This is a genomic window from Sorangium sp. So ce394 (assembly GCF_051474665.1).
In the GTDB taxonomy this organism is placed as follows: Bacteria; Myxococcota_A; Polyangia; order Polyangiales; family Polyangiaceae; genus Sorangium; species Sorangium cellulosum_D.
Genome location: NZ_CP150339.1, coordinates 1,783,924 through 1,799,919, shown reverse-complemented (window position 1 = coordinate 1,799,919; position 15,996 = coordinate 1,783,924). Strand labels below are relative to the sequence as shown.

At 70.0% G+C, this 15,996-nt stretch carries 15 protein-coding genes; 8 read left to right on the top strand and 7 right to left on the bottom strand.

What is annotated here, in order from left to right; translation table 11 throughout:
* Window positions 1–531: a hypothetical protein gene (locus WMF33_RS06595; RefSeq protein ID WP_437336328.1), complete on the bottom strand. Its 531-nt coding sequence runs from the start codon at window positions 529–531 to the stop codon at window positions 1–3.
* Window positions 532–614: 83 nt separating this feature from the next.
* Here WMF33_RS06595 and WMF33_RS06590 point away from each other — a divergent pair, with 83 nt between their 5' ends.
* Entirely contained in the window at window positions 615–758 is a 144-nt protein-coding gene (locus WMF33_RS06590; protein ID WP_437336327.1) for a hypothetical protein, read from the top strand.
* Between the two features lie 81 nt (window positions 759–839).
* Here WMF33_RS06590 and WMF33_RS06585 read toward each other — a convergent pair whose 3' ends face one another.
* From WMF33_RS06585 to WMF33_RS06575, 3 genes are all read right to left on the bottom strand, one after another.
* Window positions 840–995, bottom strand: a complete 156-nt coding sequence (locus WMF33_RS06585; RefSeq protein WP_437336326.1) for a hypothetical protein — start codon at window positions 993–995, stop codon at window positions 840–842.
* Window positions 996–1,185: 190 nt separating this feature from the next.
* Window positions 1,186–1,686 carry a hypothetical protein gene (locus WMF33_RS06580; protein ID WP_437336325.1) on the bottom strand — a complete coding sequence of 167 codons (501 nt, stop codon included), beginning with the start codon at window positions 1,684–1,686 and terminating at the stop codon, window positions 1,186–1,188.
* Between the two features lie 205 nt (window positions 1,687–1,891).
* Window positions 1,892–3,025 (bottom strand): IS1 family transposase, encoded by a 1,134-nt coding sequence (locus WMF33_RS06575; RefSeq protein ID WP_437339452.1) that lies wholly within the window; start codon window positions 3,023–3,025, stop codon window positions 1,892–1,894.
* 293 nt (window positions 3,026–3,318) lie between these two features.
* Here WMF33_RS06575 and WMF33_RS06570 point away from each other — a divergent pair, with 293 nt between their 5' ends.
* The 5 genes from WMF33_RS06570 (at window position 3,319) to WMF33_RS06550 (ending at window position 7,383) form a co-directional block, all read left to right on the top strand.
* A complete protein-coding gene (locus WMF33_RS06570) occupies window positions 3,319–4,209 on the top strand; it encodes a hypothetical protein (protein ID WP_437336324.1) in 891 nt (296 codons plus the stop codon).
* Between the two features lie 529 nt (window positions 4,210–4,738).
* Window positions 4,739–5,170, top strand: a complete 432-nt coding sequence (locus tag WMF33_RS06565; RefSeq protein ID WP_437336323.1) for a hypothetical protein — start codon at window positions 4,739–4,741, stop codon at window positions 5,168–5,170.
* Window positions 5,171–5,642: 472 nt separating this feature from the next.
* Window positions 5,643–6,434 carry an IS630 family transposase gene (locus WMF33_RS06560; protein ID WP_437336322.1) on the top strand — a complete coding sequence of 264 codons (792 nt, stop codon included), beginning with the start codon at window positions 5,643–5,645 and terminating at the stop codon, window positions 6,432–6,434.
* An 89-nt stretch (window positions 6,435–6,523) separates the two neighbouring features.
* Window positions 6,524–6,871, top strand: coding sequence for a hypothetical protein (locus WMF33_RS06555; protein WP_437336321.1), 348 nt, complete (start codon window positions 6,524–6,526; stop codon window positions 6,869–6,871).
* Window positions 6,872–6,879: 8 nt separating this feature from the next.
* Window positions 6,880–7,383 (top strand): hypothetical protein, encoded by a 504-nt coding sequence (locus WMF33_RS06550; protein WP_437336320.1) that lies wholly within the window; start codon window positions 6,880–6,882, stop codon window positions 7,381–7,383.
* 140 nt (window positions 7,384–7,523) lie between these two features.
* On the opposite strand, the gene WMF33_RS06545 is transcribed toward WMF33_RS06550, so the two are convergent.
* Complete coding sequence (locus WMF33_RS06545; RefSeq protein ID WP_437336319.1) at window positions 7,524–9,992, bottom strand: ATP-dependent helicase; 2,469 nt, start codon at window positions 9,990–9,992, stop codon at window positions 7,524–7,526.
* Window positions 9,993–10,171: 179 nt separating this feature from the next.
* On the opposite strand from WMF33_RS06545, the gene WMF33_RS06540 reads away from it, so the two are divergent.
* A complete protein-coding gene (locus tag WMF33_RS06540; protein ID WP_437336318.1) occupies window positions 10,172–12,655 on the top strand; it encodes a D-alanine--D-alanine ligase family protein in 2,484 nt (827 codons plus the stop codon).
* Window positions 12,652–13,854 (top strand): P1 family peptidase, encoded by a 1,203-nt coding sequence (locus WMF33_RS06535; RefSeq protein WP_437336317.1) that lies wholly within the window; start codon window positions 12,652–12,654, stop codon window positions 13,852–13,854. Before WMF33_RS06540 ends, WMF33_RS06535 begins: the two co-directional genes overlap by 4 nt.
* 160 nt (window positions 13,855–14,014) lie before the next feature.
* Here WMF33_RS06535 and WMF33_RS06530 read toward each other — a convergent pair whose 3' ends face one another.
* Both WMF33_RS06530 and WMF33_RS06525 read right to left on the bottom strand, forming a co-directional pair.
* Window positions 14,015–14,392 carry an STAS/SEC14 domain-containing protein gene (locus WMF33_RS06530; RefSeq protein WP_020733235.1) on the bottom strand — a complete coding sequence of 126 codons (378 nt, stop codon included), beginning with the start codon at window positions 14,390–14,392 and terminating at the stop codon, window positions 14,015–14,017.
* A 337-nt stretch (window positions 14,393–14,729) separates the two neighbouring features.
* Window positions 14,730–15,971 carry a glycosyltransferase gene (locus WMF33_RS06525; RefSeq protein WP_063823602.1) on the bottom strand — a complete coding sequence of 414 codons (1,242 nt, stop codon included), beginning with the start codon at window positions 15,969–15,971 and terminating at the stop codon, window positions 14,730–14,732.
* Window positions 15,972–15,996 lie beyond the last annotated feature (25 nt).

The window sequence follows — 15,996 nt, the reverse complement described above, 5'->3', positions numbered from 1 at the left end:
TCAGATGAACATGCAGAGCACGCCGAGCCCGGTGAACCCGCCTGACGTCAGGATGTCACAGTTCCTCTTGTCGTGCGGGTTCCTGGCGCGCGGGCACAGCGCGAAGGTAGACCAGAGGCCAGAGCCCAGCGTGAGTACGCCGCAGGCCAGCCCCACTGGGCTCCACGGCTGCTGAGCCACCGCGATCGGCTCGCCGCTCTCCTCGGCGGCAGGCGCGCTGCTCGCCGCGACCTCGCGGCCGAGCATCGAGGAGCAGGGCACGTCCGCGAAGGCGCCCGCGTCGAGCGGGTTCAAGATGCGGACTGCCGCGTCTGGGCGGTCGGCGCACGCCGCGGCGAGCTCGTGCCGCCCGGCCGCCACGATCTGCGGGATCGCGGGCTCCTCAGGGTCGAGACTCAGCTCGAACCGACGCGGCGGAAGGCCGGCCTCCTCCGCACCGCCCTCCTCTCCCGCCGCGTTCGGTTCGTCTGCTGTTCCACAGGCCGGTGCTCCGATGAGCGCGGCCATGGCCAGGCCGATCCTGGTGTGCATGGTCCACCTCCACGCGACGCATTCCGTCGCGCACGGGACTTTGTTGCCAGCGGCATGCCAGGGCCGCATGAACCAGCGCGCGCGTGAGCTCAGGGCAGGGTGAAGTCGTCGAGCTCGTCCCGTTGGTCGAGGCCATCGCGACCATCGCCAAGAACGAAGGGCGCGCCCCGAGCGCCGTCCTGCGGGAGATCGCCGCCATGGCGATGGCGGCCGAGGATGGCGGGTAGGCACAGGAGCCCATAAAATGCGAAGCCCGGCGCTAGGCCGGGCCCCTGCATGCCGGATGTCAGCGCTCCGGCTACGCGGCGCTACTCGCGCACGTGGAAGGCGACCCGCCTACCGTCCTCCAGCGTCCTGATGCGGACCCGGCGGTCGCAGTGGCAACCCCGGATCAGGCACGGGTACGTGCGGAGATCGCTGTGGATGGACGACAGGCTGGGCCTGCATTTGCTGGATTTTCGCATGATTGCGCGATCCTTCTAGGTCGAGAAGGCGCGCCCCGCGCTTGACCGGACAGGGGTCCGCATGGGACACTGTCCGTGGGTGTTCGAGCGAGGAGCTGCCTGGGTTTCCAGATAGTTCACGAATCGGACAGGAGGAGGTTCATCGGCGCCAACCGATGACCTCCTTTTTTTTCTTGACGCACCTCCTTGTTCATGCCTCGGGCACCTCATTTGCCCTGAGGAGCGGCCCAGCCTGGTACCGGATCACCCTGCTGGGACCCGTCCCTTTTTCGCTGCGCCGGTACAAGCTCTTGAGCTCGATCCTGGCCTTCTTCGCCTGCCGCTGGATGCTGGTCAGGAAGCCTGAGACGGAGTTGACCGTGTCGGCTTCGAGCTCCGTCCGCAGGTCCTCCAGCGTGATGTCGCCGCGGCGTCTGATGGCGCCCAGCGCTGCCCGCTGCTTCGGGCCTAGCTGATCCACGAACTGCTCCCAAGCCCCAGGGGGCTGCCCGTCGGGTTGCGGCACCGTGCCGTTCGCCTTGGGTTTCTCTGTCTGCTGCGGCGCCGGTCGCTCAGGAGCATCCGCCCTCTCCACTGCGCCAACAGCGGACGCACCCTGCGCCCTCTGGCTCTGAAGGGCCTGGTATCGAACCAGGTCCTCGACCTCGTCGAACTCCATCGTCCCGTCGGGACGCATCCTCACCGCACCCATCACGACCTCCGTGATACTGCTCGCATGACGGGGCAGGCGCGTCAAGGGCGGGACGCCGCAATTTGGGTCATACGCGAGGCAACTGAGCAGCGGTGCTCATTCGCATCAGTAAGCCATCGAATTTACTGCGCTTTGTGAGCCATAGATGGGGCATACGGCCGGCCGTATGCCTGTGCCTCCACCGGGGGAGGCTAGCCACAGGTGGCTACTCGGCGTCGCGCTGCCAGTCGCCGAACAGCGAGAGCTGCACCATGCGCCTCGGCTCCGGCGCGGGCGGCGGCTTTGACGGCGGCGGTGGTTCCAGTTCCGAGGGAGCCGCGACGGGCGCCACGGGCGGCGGCTGCGGGCCAGCGGGAGCGGACGGCCCGGAGCCGCCTGAGACGAGCCGGAGCCACCCCTTGCCGCCGGGGAGCTGCCGAACCGGCCCGGTCTGCCCGGGCAGGGTGAGCGCCTGCGGGACGGGCGGCGCGGCCGCGGGCTCCGCCAGCGCTGCCCGGACCATATCCTCGACGGACCAGAGCTCGGCGACGATCCCCGCAGCCATCGCGGGCGACACGCGGAGCGAGGCGTGGACGCGCGTCAGGTTGTACGTCGCGACCGAGAGCGCCACGGCGGCGCGATGGCTGCGCAAGCTCTTGCTGAACGACAGCGCGAGCCGGCGCTTGCGCCCGTTGATGTGCCGCGCCGTGAGGTGGTAGCGCTCCACCCCCGACGTACTCATCCGCTTCGGATCGGGCGCGCCGAACACCGCCGTCTTCCGGATGAAGTTAGCGTCGCGCGCAGGCTCGTACCGGTGATCGGGGCTCTTGTTGTGCCCGTACTGCTTGATGACCATGGCGTAGTCCGCGCAGCCGCGGAACGACGCCTCGACGGCGGGCACGTACAGCGCGAGGCCGTCGCTCGTGATCTGCGGGACGACGAGCACGCGGGCGCGCAGGTCAGCCAGGAACGCGTCGGTCGTCGCCTGGTCACGCTTCCCCACGGCGTACGAGATCACCAGCTTCGAGCGCTTCGCGAACGCGGTGTAGGTGAAGACGTCGCCGTACTCCGCCGGGTCCTCGGCCGTCACGCGCTTGTCCTTCTTCGCGATGAAGGACCACTGCTCATCGAGCTCGATCTCGGGCTCGCACAGGCCCTGCACGAGCCGGTTGTGCAGGCGCGCGCAGCCTTCCCCGAGCTCGACGGCGAAGCGCAGAATCGTGCTCTTCGCCACCCCGATCATGCGCTCGACGGCGCGCACGCTCGTCCCTTCGACCAGCGCGGACGCGATGCGCACGCGCGTCTCCATCGGAAGCACGTTCGGCACGGGCCCCTTGCCTCTCCCCGAACGGGGGCCCATCATGCGCGTGCGACGTGCGCAGGGCGGCCCTACCGCTCGGCGTTCCGCAGCCTCCTTCCGGGTACCAGCCGGAGGGAGGCGCCTTGCTTAGGACCTAAAATAGCACCGCAAGCCTATGTTTCCCGGCTTTTCTGCGAGGCTGGGACATCCCGTGTCATAGCCGGTGCGCGCGATTACAGCCGTTTTGAAGGGTCCTTCGCGCAGACGCGCGCGAGCGCTGACAGGACGCCCGGGGCCCGTGGTAGCCTCTCCGCATGCGAGTGAGGCTTACTCTGGAACACGGGGGTCATCCCATGTCCAAGCTCGTGGAGCTGGACGCGGCGCCCTCCGTTGGGGAGCGGGTCAAGGCTGACCGAGAGCGGCAGGTCGACGGCGTGCGTTTTGACGCCGAGCGCGACGAGCATGTGGTCACGCTGGCCGAAGACGATACAGACCGTGGCATCTACGACGACCCGGAGGTGCACATGGCGCACCTGGACGCGATGACGGCCGACGGCTGGCAGATCGAAGCCGAGAGAGCGCTGCGGGTGTATTTGGTGACTTCCTTCACGCCGAAGCCAGCCACCGTCGAGGACGCGCTCCGTGATGCCGCCGCCGTCGCGGAGCGTGTTGCGTTGTTCTGGTCTGACGCTGCAGGCTGGGCTCCTCAAGAAACCATCGACGTGCTGGCGGACGCTCGCCTCGATTGGATGTCATCACTGGCGCGCGGGCTTGCTCGGCGCGTCGAGGAAATCCGGCTTAACCCGGACGATCCGGGGGCTCGGATCGTGGCCTGGGTGCACCTGCGCTCTCTGACGGAGGGGTACATCCGGCTCTTCTTCACCGTGTACATAACAGACTACCTGGCGGACCCGAAGATGCGCAGGAAGGCCGTCCTGCATCCGAAGGACGATCTGACGCTGGACCAACTCAAAAGGCTTCTGGAAGAAAAAGATATCTTGAAGCGACACCTGAAGTTCATCGACTCGGTGCGCGTGCGCGGCAACGCGATTCATCCGTTCTTGCACCGTGACATCGGCACCGTCGAAGACTTCGAAGACCACGTGCGTGCTTTCGTTCCGTTTCTTCGCGAACTCGCCGGAGCGCTGCCCATGCCCCATCACGACGAGGTGATCTCTCCGCGTCCAGATGTGGGCTGCTGGTCTACACGTCCAATTTCAGAGCGCCCACCATGGGATCGATGAGGTTAGGTTTGGCGCAGGCCGCATGTGCGTCCGTGCAGGACGGGCCAGGTCCTTGCCATGAGGTGGTCGCAGTTGGATCGGGGTGGTCGCGTTTCAGGCAAACGCGACCACTACCGCCCGGCACCTGCTCGCCGGGGGGTTCGACCCCCCGCCGGCCTGACCTGCGCACCGGCTGGGGGCGCATTGACGGCGGCGGTGCGCCATGTAACTCCGGACTTCCGGAAGGAGGGGCGATGTCCGGCAAGCCAGGTCCGGCGCTGTCTGCCGTCCTGCTGGCGGCAATAGTGGGATACATTACGGTTCCGGGGTGTACGATCACGATCCGACCTGGGCACGGCGACCCCGCCGAGGAGGGGAGCACGGCGGGCGAGGCCCCAGAGGAGCCGGGGGGCGAGACGACCCCCGAGGCGCCGGGCGAGCCGGAGGAGCCGGCCGAGCCGGAGGAGCCAGCGTTCGAGGACATGGATCCCAGGAGCGGGCGCTCGCCTCGGCGAGGGCCGGGTTCGCCGCGTACTACCTGACGGGAACCGTGGAGTCGCTCGGCCTCGATCCCGCCACGCTCGACGAGGCGACGCTCGCGCAGCTCGTCGAGCAGTACCTCCCCGTGGCGGTGGCCGAGGCGGACAGGTGGCTTGCGACCCTCGATCCCGCCACACTGCCGCTGGCCGTGATTCCGAGGACCGAATGCCTGGAGGAGTTCGGCTGCCCCTACCGCACGCCATGTTCGCTTTTTGGTCCGCCCGTCAATCACCAGTGCTACGTGACCGACTGTGCTGATGCGAAGTGCCGCCAGTGTCCCGAGATCTTCGGCGAGCTCGTGTCGCATCTCGTCTACAAGTCTTGGTGCTCGTATGTTTGTGTACAAACTGGAACCTCTCCGCCCAAGGAGGTCGCTATCGGCATCGGCGTCATCACCTACTTCGGCGGCCAATTCGCCGGGCCCTGGTGCCTGCCGCCGTGAGGTTTCGCCATGACCAAGCGCGACGAGCAAGCCGCTCACGAGCTGGCGAACGAGGTGTACGAGAGCTTCGAGGCCCTAGTGGAGCGTTCTATAAGTCTTTCAACATAGTCCCGGCGGGTCTGCTAGACCTCGCGGATGCGAAGGCGCCCGCCCCGCGCGATCGATCTGTCCCCGGACGATGCCGTCTACCTTGAGCAGCTCGTCCGTGATGGGCGTACCGAGCAGCGGGTGGCTCGGCGAGCCCGAATACTACTGGCCATGGCGGACCCAGCGACGGTCGTGCAGGATCTGGCAGACCGTCTCGAGGTGGAGCGAACCACGATCTGGCACCTCTGTCGGCGGTACGAGGCGTCGGGGGTGCACGTCGTCCACGACGCTCCCCGGGAGGGCCGGCCGCGGACGTTTCGTCCCCCTGCAGCGCGTTGGCATTGAGAAGCTTGCCTGCTGTGATCCTGCGGGGCTCGGCCTGCACATGACTCACTGGTCGACCCGCACCCTCGCTCAGGTCGCAGCGGAGCGCGGCATCGTGCCGAAGATCTCGCACTCGACCGTCGCGTTGATCCTGCGCGAAGCCGACCTTCAGCCTCACCGGTCGCGGTACTGGAAGACGCCGAACCTCGACGCCGCGTTCATCAAGCGCACCGCCCAGATCCTCTGGTGCTACGAGAACGCCGCGGATCTCGCCAAAAAGCATGAGGTCGTGCTCTGCCTCGACGAGAAGCCGAACATCCAGGTGCTTGAGCGCCGATGTCCGACCTTGCCCATGCGTACAGGCGAAATTGAGCGCCGTGAGTTCGAGTACATCCGGCACGGAACGGTGAACTTCATGGTCGTGCTCGTCGTTCACACGGGCAAGATGCAGGGCTGGTGCCTCGAGAAGAACGACGGCGAGCATCTTCGCGCCGTCCTACCCGAAGTACTTCACGAGCATCGGCACGCACGGCGCGTGCACCTGATCTGGGACGGCGGATCGTCGCACATCGCGTGTGAGACACGGGCATGGCTGCGCCTCCACGCCCCGCGCGTGCGTACGCTCGTCACGCCGCCGCACGCCTCATGGCTCAATCAAGCGGAGCTGTTGCTACGGGGGTTCACCGAGCGCTACCTCAAGCGCGGCGCGTGGAAGAGCCGCCAGCAGCTCATCGAGCACCTCGATGCGAGCTGGCGGGAGTACAATGAACGCTTCGCACATCCGATTACCTGGTCGTGGACGCGGCCGACGCTGCGCCGATGGGCGGCTCGATATGCTCCGCGACTATGTTGAAAAATTTATAGGACAGTCCACTAGATCCCGCCTACGCAACGCCACGGGTTAGAGCCGGGCTCCAGGAGGCCTGTAAGCATTTGTTGCTCATGGCGACCGTCGAGCTGGTCATAGGCGTCCTAGCCGCGCGACGCTTCCGTGAGAAATTCGCCCTGAAAGCACCGACGCGAGAGGAGCTCCTCGAGCTCCTCGACAGGTATCTTGCTGCGATCTCTACGGTCAACATGGCGCCGACCGCACCCGCGCTGCGTACCACCGAGCCCACGCGCAAGTTGCGCGCCCTGCTGGAGACGTGGGAGTTCAGCCTCGATGTCCCCGAGCCGATCGTGAGGCTCGCCCGCGCATGGCTCGCGGCCAACGGAATCGACGAGCCGCCCGAAGGCTGGGACGACTGGCCCGGTCCAGACGACGCGCCGCTTCGATCGCCTTCTCGGTAGCTCTCCCGATGTGCAAGTGCAATGCGCAGTCCCAGCAGGAGATGGCGGACGCGATCTACGAGAGCTTCAAGGCTCAGGATCCCGCCAACGCGACGCCGCAGCTCAGAGCTGGGATCGACGAGGTCATCAAATTCGCGACGCTCATCGGGAGCGTCCAGCTCCTCATGGGGATCTTGGCCGCCCCACGTTTCCGGGAGAAGGTCTTCCCGAAAGCACCAAACCGAGAAGCGGTCCTCGATCTCCTCGACAGGTATACTGCTGCGATCTCTACGGCCAACATAGCGCCAGACGCCCCCGACCTGCGCACCATCGAGCCCACGCGCCAGATGCGCGCCCTGCTGGAGACGTGGGAGCTCAGCCTCGACGTCCCCGAGCCGATCGTGAGCGTCGCGCGCGCCTGGCTCGCGGCCCACGAGACCTCCGAGCCACCCGAAGGCTGGGACGAGTGGCCTGGCCCCGAAGACATGCCTCAATTCGAGATCCCCGCGCAGCCCTCGCGAGACGGCCCATAGGCCCCGACCGGCGCCGTTTCGTACGCCGGCACCGGGCATTCATCCCCTCTTTCTGCACCCACGGTAGTCCCCCGGCACGGGAGCACCCCCACCCCACCGGAACGAGCCTCACCAGCGCGCTACCGGCTCCCCTCCCCCGTTCACGACCCCGCCCGCAAGAACGCCGCCTTGATCCGCTTCTTCCCCCACCCCGAGAACTTCACCGTCGCGATCGGATCCGCCCCCGGGTCCACGCTCTCCACCACGCCCGGCCCGAACCGCTCGTGGAACACCCGCATCCCGCGCCGCAGCGCCACCCCCTCGCCGCCCTCGCCCCCCGCGTCGACCGCCTCCCGCTCGACGTACCGCTCGCCCGGCGCCCGCTCGACCCGGTCCACCCCGCGCGCCGCCGGCGCCCTCGCCGCCTCGCCGTCCCGGGCGAACCGCGACCACGCGAGCCGCTCCTCGGGCTGCGCCGCGGGCCTGCGGCCCTCCCACGAGCCCCGGCCCTCCCACGCGCGCTCCCCGGAGCCGCCGAACCTCCCCCCGGACGCCGCGTACCCGCCGCCCCCGACGTCGACCCGCCGCTGCGCCATCATCGACGTCGGCGTCGCCATCGGGCGCACCGACGCCGGCGGGAGATCCGCGAGGAACCGGCTCGGCAGGCAGTAACGCGTCTGGCCGAAGATCGCCCGCCGCGCCGCGTGCGTGATCCAGAGCCGCTGCCGCGCCCGCGTGATCGCCACGTACGCGAGCCGGCGCTCCTCCTCGATGTCGCCCTTGCGGTTCGGATCCTGGCTCCGGAACGGGAACAGGTCCTCCTCCATGCCGGTCAGGAACACCGCGTGGAACTCCAGCCCCTTCGCCGCGTGGATCGTCATCATCGCGACCTTCGGCATGTCCACGAGCGCGTCGACGTCCGACACCAGGCTCACCCGCTCGAGATAGCCCTCGAGCGTCGCGTCCTCGCCGGCGGCGATCGCCTCCTGCTCGTAGTCCACGATCGACTGCACGAGCTCGCGCAGGTTCTGGAGCCGCGCCTCGGACTCGACGCTGTCGTCCTGCTCGAGCATCCGCGCGTAGCCCGACCGCGCGAGCACCTCCTCCGCGAGCGCGCTCGGCGACGCGCCCCTCGCCTCGGTCATGAGCCCCTGGATCAGATCGCGGAAGCCGAGCAGGCTGCGCTTCGCCGCCGTGGCGAGCGGCTCGAGCTTGGCCCCCGGCATCGCCGACGGCGGCACCCGCCCCTCGATGATCGGATCGATCGCCTCGAAGAGCGACACGCCGAGCAGATCCGCCGCCTGGATGAGCTTGTCCACCGTGCTCTGGCCGATCTTGCGCGCCGGCACGTTGATGATGCGGTTGAGATCCACGTCGCTGCGGGGGTTGGCCACGACGCGCAGGTACGAGAGCAGGTTCTTCACCTCCGCCCGCTCGAAGAAGCGCGTGCCGCCGATGATCTGGTACGGGATGCGCGCCTCGCGCAGCACCTCCTCGAGCACGCGCGACTGCGCGTGGATCCGGTAGAACACCGCGATCTCGTTCGGCGACACCCCCTGCGCGATGAGCTCCTTGACGCACTCGACCACCCACGCGGCCTCGTCGTGCTCGCTGTCGGCCGCGACCACGTCGATCTGCGGGCCGTCCGCGTTCGCCGTCCAGAGCTCCTTCGGCTCGCGGTCCGACGCGTGGCGGATCACGCCGAGCGCGCCGCGCACGACGTGCCCGACCGAGCGGTAGTTCTGCTCGAGCTTCACCACCGTCGCGTGCGGGAAATCGCGCCGGAAGCCGCGGACGATGCGCACGTCCGCGCCGCGCCAGCGGTAGATGCTCTGGTCGTCGTCGCCGACCACGCAGAGGTTGTCGTGGGCCTTGCAGAACGCCCGGACGAGCCGGTACTGCACCTGGTTCACGTCCTGGAACTCGTCGACGAGCACGTGGCGGAAGCGCGCCCGGAGCTCCTCGCCGGCCAGGCTCGTCGGGTCCTCCGCGATGCGGAGCACGGAGAGCAAGAGGTCGTCGAAGTCGACCGCGTTCGCCGCCTTGAGGTGCCGCTCGTACGCCTCGAAGCACCGCGCGATCGCGTCGTCGAAATAGCCGTTCCGCTCGAACTCGCCGGGCCCCCGCCCCTCCTGCTTCTCGGCGTGGATGCGCGAGAGCACCTGGCGCGGCGGATAGCGCCGCTCGTCGAGGTTGAGCTCCTTCAGCACGCGGTTCATGACGGCGCGCTGGTCGTCGTCGTCGTAGATGACGAAGTTCTTCTCGAGCCCGGCCGCTTCGTGGTGCCGGCGCAGGAGGCGCGCGCACACGGCGTGGAACGTGCCGACCCAGAGGTCCTTCACGATGTCGGGCCCGATGAGCCCCTCCAGCCGGCGCTTCATCTCGGTCGCCGCCTTGTTCGTGAACGTCACCGCGAGGATCCGGTAGGGCGGGACACGGTGCGTCACGATGAGGTTCGCGATGCGGTACACGATGACGCGCGTCTTGCCGCTCCCCGCGCCCGCGAAGATGAGCAGCGGCCCCGCCGCGTGGCGGGCCGCCTGCGCCTGCGGCTCGTTCAGCTCCTCGTGGGGGAGGCCAGGCTCGGGCGGCGGAGAGCGGTCGGCGTCGGGTGCGGCAATACGATCCACACGGGGTCGCTAGCACGACCATCGCGCGAGCGGGAGCCCGGCCAGGCCCCTCGACCGCCGCGCCGCTGCCCCGTTTTTTCCGCCGCAAAAAAGGCGCGCTCGCCGTAATCTGCCCCGCGCGTGCGCCGCCGACAGGGCACAGGAACGACGCGGCCCGGACGAGCGGCCCAGGAGAGATCATGCGCATCGCGCTCACGCACAACCTGAAGATCACGGGGTCCGCCGAGGAAGCGGAGTTCGACAGCCCGGAGACGATCGCCGCCATCGCCGGCGCGCTCGAGCGGGCCGGGCACGAGGTGGAGCGGATCGAGGTCAGCGGGCCGGCCTCCCGGGTCCTGGCGCGGCTCGAGGCGCTCCAGCCGGACCTCATCTTCAACACGGCCGAGGGCCACAAGGGCAAGACGCGCGAGGCGTTCTACCCGTCGCTCTTCGACGAGCTCGGCATCCCGTACACCGGCTCCGACGCGTACACGCTGAACGTCGCGCTCGACAAGTCGCTCACCAAGCGCGTCCTCGCGAGCTACGGCGTCACGACCCCGCGCGCCCGCCTCGTCAACCGGACCACCCTGGAGAGCGGCGCCCTCGACGACGTGAGCTTCCCGGTCATCGTGAAGCCGAACTTCGAGGGCTCCTCGAAGGGGATCCACCGGGAGTGGAGCGTCTGCGAGGACGCGCACCACCTCGCCGAGGTGGTCGAGCGGCAGCTCGCGCGCTTCGAGGCGGGGCTGCTCGTCGAGCACTACATCGCCGGCATCGACGTCGCGTGCGCCTTCGTCGACGGCCTCAAGGAGGCGAACGGCGCGCGGCCGAGCGCCGCGGGCGTCCCCGAGGGGGTCCTCACGCCCATCGAGTTCGTGATCGATCCCCAGGTGGCGGGCAGGCACAACGTGTACGACTTCAACCTGAAGCACGCGAAGCCCGAGCACGTCACGCGCCGGCCCGCGCAGCTGCCCCCGGCGACGATCGAGCGCATCCGGTCGCTCACCGCGCGCATCGTGCGCGCCCTCGACCTCAAGGACCACGCGCGCTGCGAGTTCCGGGTCACGCCGTCGTCGGCGCGCGGCCTGGAGCACGACGTGCACTTCCTCGAGGTCGACGGGCTGCCCACGCTCCAGCCGGGCGCCAGCGTCTTCGTGGCCGCAGCGCAGCGCGGCGTCGACTTCGACGGCGTGATCCGGGCCATCGTGAGGAGCGCCTGCAAGCGGCGCGGGCTGCTGCCGCTCCTGGAGAGCAACCCGCCGCGCCGGGCGAAGCGGACCGCGCTCCGCGTCGGCTTCACCTTCAACATGAAGCGGAGCGACACGGCCGCGACCGACGGGGGCCCCGGCAAGGGGGGCGGGAGCGCGGCGAACGACTCCGAGGCCGAGTTCGACTCGCCGCGCACCATCCAGGCGATCGCCAGCGCCATCGAGAGCTACGGCCACACCGTGGTCCCGCTCGAGGCGACCCCGGATCTGCCGCGCGCGCTCGGCGCCTCCGGGGTCGACGTCGTCTTCAACATCGCCGAGGGGCTCCGCGGCCGCGGCCGGGAGGCGCAGGTCCCGGCGCTCTGCGAGCTGCTCGGCATCCCGTACAGCGGCTCGGACGCGACCACGCTCTCGCTGGCCCTCGACAAGGGGCTCACGAAGCAGATCCTGCGGGCCGCCGGCATCGAGACGGCCGAGTGGCAGGTGGTCACGACCGGGCGCGAGAAGCTGAAGCCGTTCCGCTACCCGGTGATCGTGAAGCCCAACGCCGAGGGGACCTCGAAGGGGATCACCTCCGCGTCCGTGGTCAAGGACGAGGCCGCCGCGCGCGCCGCGGCGAAGCAGCTGGTCGATCGCTACCACCAGCCGGCGCTCATCGAGGAGTACATCACGGGGCGCGAGTTCACCGTGGGCCTGCTCGGGGAGCGGCGGCCGAAGGTGCTGCCGCCGATGGAGGTCGTCTTCGTCGACCCGCCCTCGTACCCCGTCTACGGCTACGACGAGAAGCAGTCGGACACGCCGCGGGTGCGCTTCGAGTGCCCCGCGCAGCTCACGCCGTCCGAGCTCCGCCGCATCGAGAAGGTCGTGCGCGACACGTTCGCGGCCCTCGCCTGCCGCGACGTGGCCCGGGTCGACCTGCGCATGACCAAGGACGGCCGGGTGTACGTCATCGAGATCAACCCGCTGCCCGGCCTGACCCCCGACTTCAGCGATCTCTGCGTGATCGCGAAGGTGGCGGGGATGGATTACCGCATGCTCATCGGCGAGATCATGGCCGGCTGCCTCAAGCGCTACCGGGACGCCCGCGCCGTGGCGCCGCAGGCCGCGGGCGCCCTCGCCGCGGCGCCGCAAGCCGCGGGCGCCGCGGCGCCGCAGGCCACGCCGGCGTCGCAGGCCGAGCCGGCCCCGCAGGCCGCGCCGGCCTCGCAGGCCACGCCGGCCTCGCAGCCTGCGCCGGCACCGCAGCCCGCGCCGGCGCCGCAGCCCGCGTCGGCCTCGCAGCCCGCGTCGGCCTCGCAGCCCGCGTCGGCCTCGCAGCCCGCGTCGGCCTCGCAGCCCGCGTCGGCCTCGCAGCCCGCGTCGGCCTCGCAGCCCGCGTCCGGCCCTGCGCTCGCCGGGCCGGCGCCGCTCGCGGCGGAGCCTGCGCCACCGTCGTCCGCGGCCTCGGTCATGGAGCGCGAGGTCGCCGGCCCGTGAGCGCGCCCTCGATCTCGATCAGGCGCCCTCGGCTGCGCGATCTCGGCGTCGCGATCGGCCGCTTTCCCACCGGTCCCGAGAACGCGATCACGGACGTCGCCGGCGTCCGGGTCCACCACGTGACCAAGGTCGAGGGCGGCGGCGAGCTCCTCCCCGGCATCGGCCCGGTGCGCACGGGCGTCACCGCGGTCATGCCCGCCGACGGCGACATCTTCCTGGATCGGGTCTTCTCCGCCAGCTACGTGCTGAACGGCGCCGGCGAGGTGACCGGCCTCGCGCAGATCAACGAGTGGGGCCTCTGCGAGACGCCGATCCTGCTCTGCAGCACGCTCTGCGTCGGCCGCGTCCTCGACGCGACCGTCGCGTGGCTCTCGCAGCGCCATCCGAAGATCGGCAAGGAGTACGACGTCGTGATCCCGGTCGTCGCCGAGTGCGACGACAGCTACCTCAACGACGCGGTGGGGCGGCACGTGACGCAGGCCGACGTCGACGAGGCGCTCTCCAACGTTCGCGGCGGTCCGGTGGCCGAGGGGTGCGTCGGCGCCGGCACGGGCATGCAGACCTTCCATTTCGCGGGCGGGATCGGCACCTCCAGCCGCTCGGTCCCGGTCGGCGGGGTCGACTCGATGGTCGGCGCGCTCGTGCTCTCGAACTTCGGCGATCGCGAGCTGCTCCGGGTCGATGGCGTCCCGGTGGGCCGGCTCATCAGCGATCGCTTCACGCACGTCCCGCGGCGGGGCCCTGCCGGCTCCATCATCGTGCTCGTGGCCACGGACGCCCCGCTCATCCACCGCCAGCTCGCGCGCCTCGCGCGTCGCGCCGCGCTCGCGATCGGCCGGACGGGCGGGTACGCGGCCAACAACTCGGGGGAGATCGTCCTCGCGTGGAGCACCGCGAACCGGGTGCCTCGCGTCGCCACCGAGCAATGGAGCGCCCCGCGGTCGAGCCGCTCGCTCAGCGTTCACCCCCTCGCGCCCGGGCGGCACATGGCCGAGCTGGTCCTCGACACCGAGCTCGACGGCCTCTACGAGGCCACGGTCGACGTGGTGGAGGAGGCGATCCTCAACGCCATGTGCGCGGGCGTGGACATGACCGGCCACAGCGGTCACCACGCGCCCGCGTTGCCGCTCGACGCCGTGGCCGAGGTCCTCGCGCGCTACCGGCCGCCGCACCCCTGCGACCCCCCGCCCCTGCGCTAGCGCGCCGCTCCCCCCGCCGCTCGTTCCCGGCTCACAGAGCTGCGGTCACCCGCACAGGAGACGGGCCCAGATCGGCGTTTTCGGCGCGGAAGCGCACTCCGGTGCGCTGAGCACCGAAAACGTCGAGGTGGGCCTGTATCCGAAGCGGGTGGCCGCAGCTCTATTCAGGGTCGCCGTGGAGCAGCCACTCGTGCGCGGCGTCCTCGTCCCAGAAGCGCCGGAGCACCTTGTCCGTGCCGCTCTCGCGCGCGACGCGGTTGAGCTGGAGCGCGACGATGTCGCTCTCGATGATCTCGGCCACGCGCATCACCCCGAGCTCCAGCCCGAACTCCTGGACCGCGCGGATCTTCTCCGCCACTTCCGGGGACATCGGCCGGAAGCCCCGCACATCGGCCTTGATCTTGATCTCCCGCCCCTGGAGGCCCTCGCACGCCTTCCTCAGCTCGCTGACGAAGTTCTCCATCTCTTCGAGGCGGACGCGCCCCTCGAGGACGAAATCCACGATGGAGTGGATCCGGTCGACTTTGATCTCGAACACGTTGGGGGACCTCCTGCCGGTTCCCGAAGGGGCGGGATGGGGCCGCGTAATCATACTCCGGATCGCGCTGGGCGAGCCCCGGGATCGCGCCGCGCGCGCGGCGGCGATGCTGGCGGTCGGCCGTGGGGAGAACGCCGGGAGCGCGGACGGCGCCGCTCCGGCGCGGCGCGGACGGCGTGGTTTTCCTGGAAAGGCGCCGCGCGCCGCACGCCGCGCGCCGCGCCGGAGGGCCTGAACGGCCCGCGGCGCGCCGTGCGGGGCTCACGCGCGGCGGGAGCGCGCCGGGCGCCGCGCCTCCCGGGCGCCGGCGCGCGGCGCGCTCCCGCCGCGCGGCGGCTCACGCCGCGCGCGCCTCGCCGGCGGGCGACTTGCCCCGCCCGCGCCGCGCGGCGATCGCCTGCTCGTAGATGGCCGGGTACCGCGAGAGCAGCGTGGGCCACTGCCGCTCCTTGAGGATCCACTCCCGCGCGTTCTTGCCGACCCGATCGAGGCGCTCCGGATCCTTGAGCGCCTCGACGCAGCGCCGCGTGAGGTCGGCGCTGTCGCCCGCCTTGAAGACGAACCCGGTCTCGCCGTAGCGCACGAGCTCCCCCATCGCCGGCACGTCGCTGACCATCACCGGCCGGGCCATGGACATCGCCTCGAGCGGCTTCAGCGGCGTCGTGAGCGCGGTCGTCCGGGTCCGGATGCGCGGATACACGAGCAGGCTCGCCATCGCGTAGATGTTGAACACCTCGTCGTGCGGCACCCGCCCCGTGAACGTCACCTTGGACTCCACGCCTCTCTCGCGGGCGAACGCCTTGAGCTCCATCTCCTGGCCGCCGGCCCCCGTGATCACGACGTGCGCGTCCGGGATCTCCCGCGCGATGTCGCCGATCGCCGCGATGAGCGTCTGGAGCCCCTCGTACGGCTGGAACGTGCCGACATACCCGATGAGCCTCTTCCCGGCGAGCCCGAAGCGCTCCCAGGCGCCGGGCGGGGCCTCCCGCGGCGCGAACTTGTCCGAGTCGACGCCGTTGCCCACCACGTAGAGCGCGTCCGTGCTGCGCACCCGCGGCGCGACGGCGTTCTTCAGGCTCTCGCAGATCGTCACCGTCGCGTCGGCGTACTTGTAGACCACCGTCTCGAGGCCGGCCGCGATCTTGTAGGGCACCGAGTCCTCGGCGAACTTGCCCCGGTCGACGGAGGCGTTCTCCCAGAGGTCGCGCACCTCGTAGACGAGCGGCAGCCCGAAGCGGCGCGCCGCCGCGAGCGCCGGCAGCCCGACCAGCATCGGCGAGTGCGCGTGCACGACGTCGGGCTGGAACTCCCGAATCGCGTCCTCGACGCGCGCCTCGAGCGCCCGCACGAGCGAGAGCTCCCGGACGAGCGGCAGCTTCTTGCCGGAAGGCTCGCGCGTCCGCCAGTAGGAGATGCCGCCGATCTCCTCCTTCAGCGTGTCCCCGGACCCCTGCTGCGCCGACGTCACCACCGCCGGACGCATCCCGTGCTCGGCCTGATGCTTGACGATGTAGTCGCTGCGGATCGTGTACCCCGCAATCACCGGCAGCGACGTATGAAGAACATGAAGCACGCGCACGAACCACCACCCTTCTTTATGATGA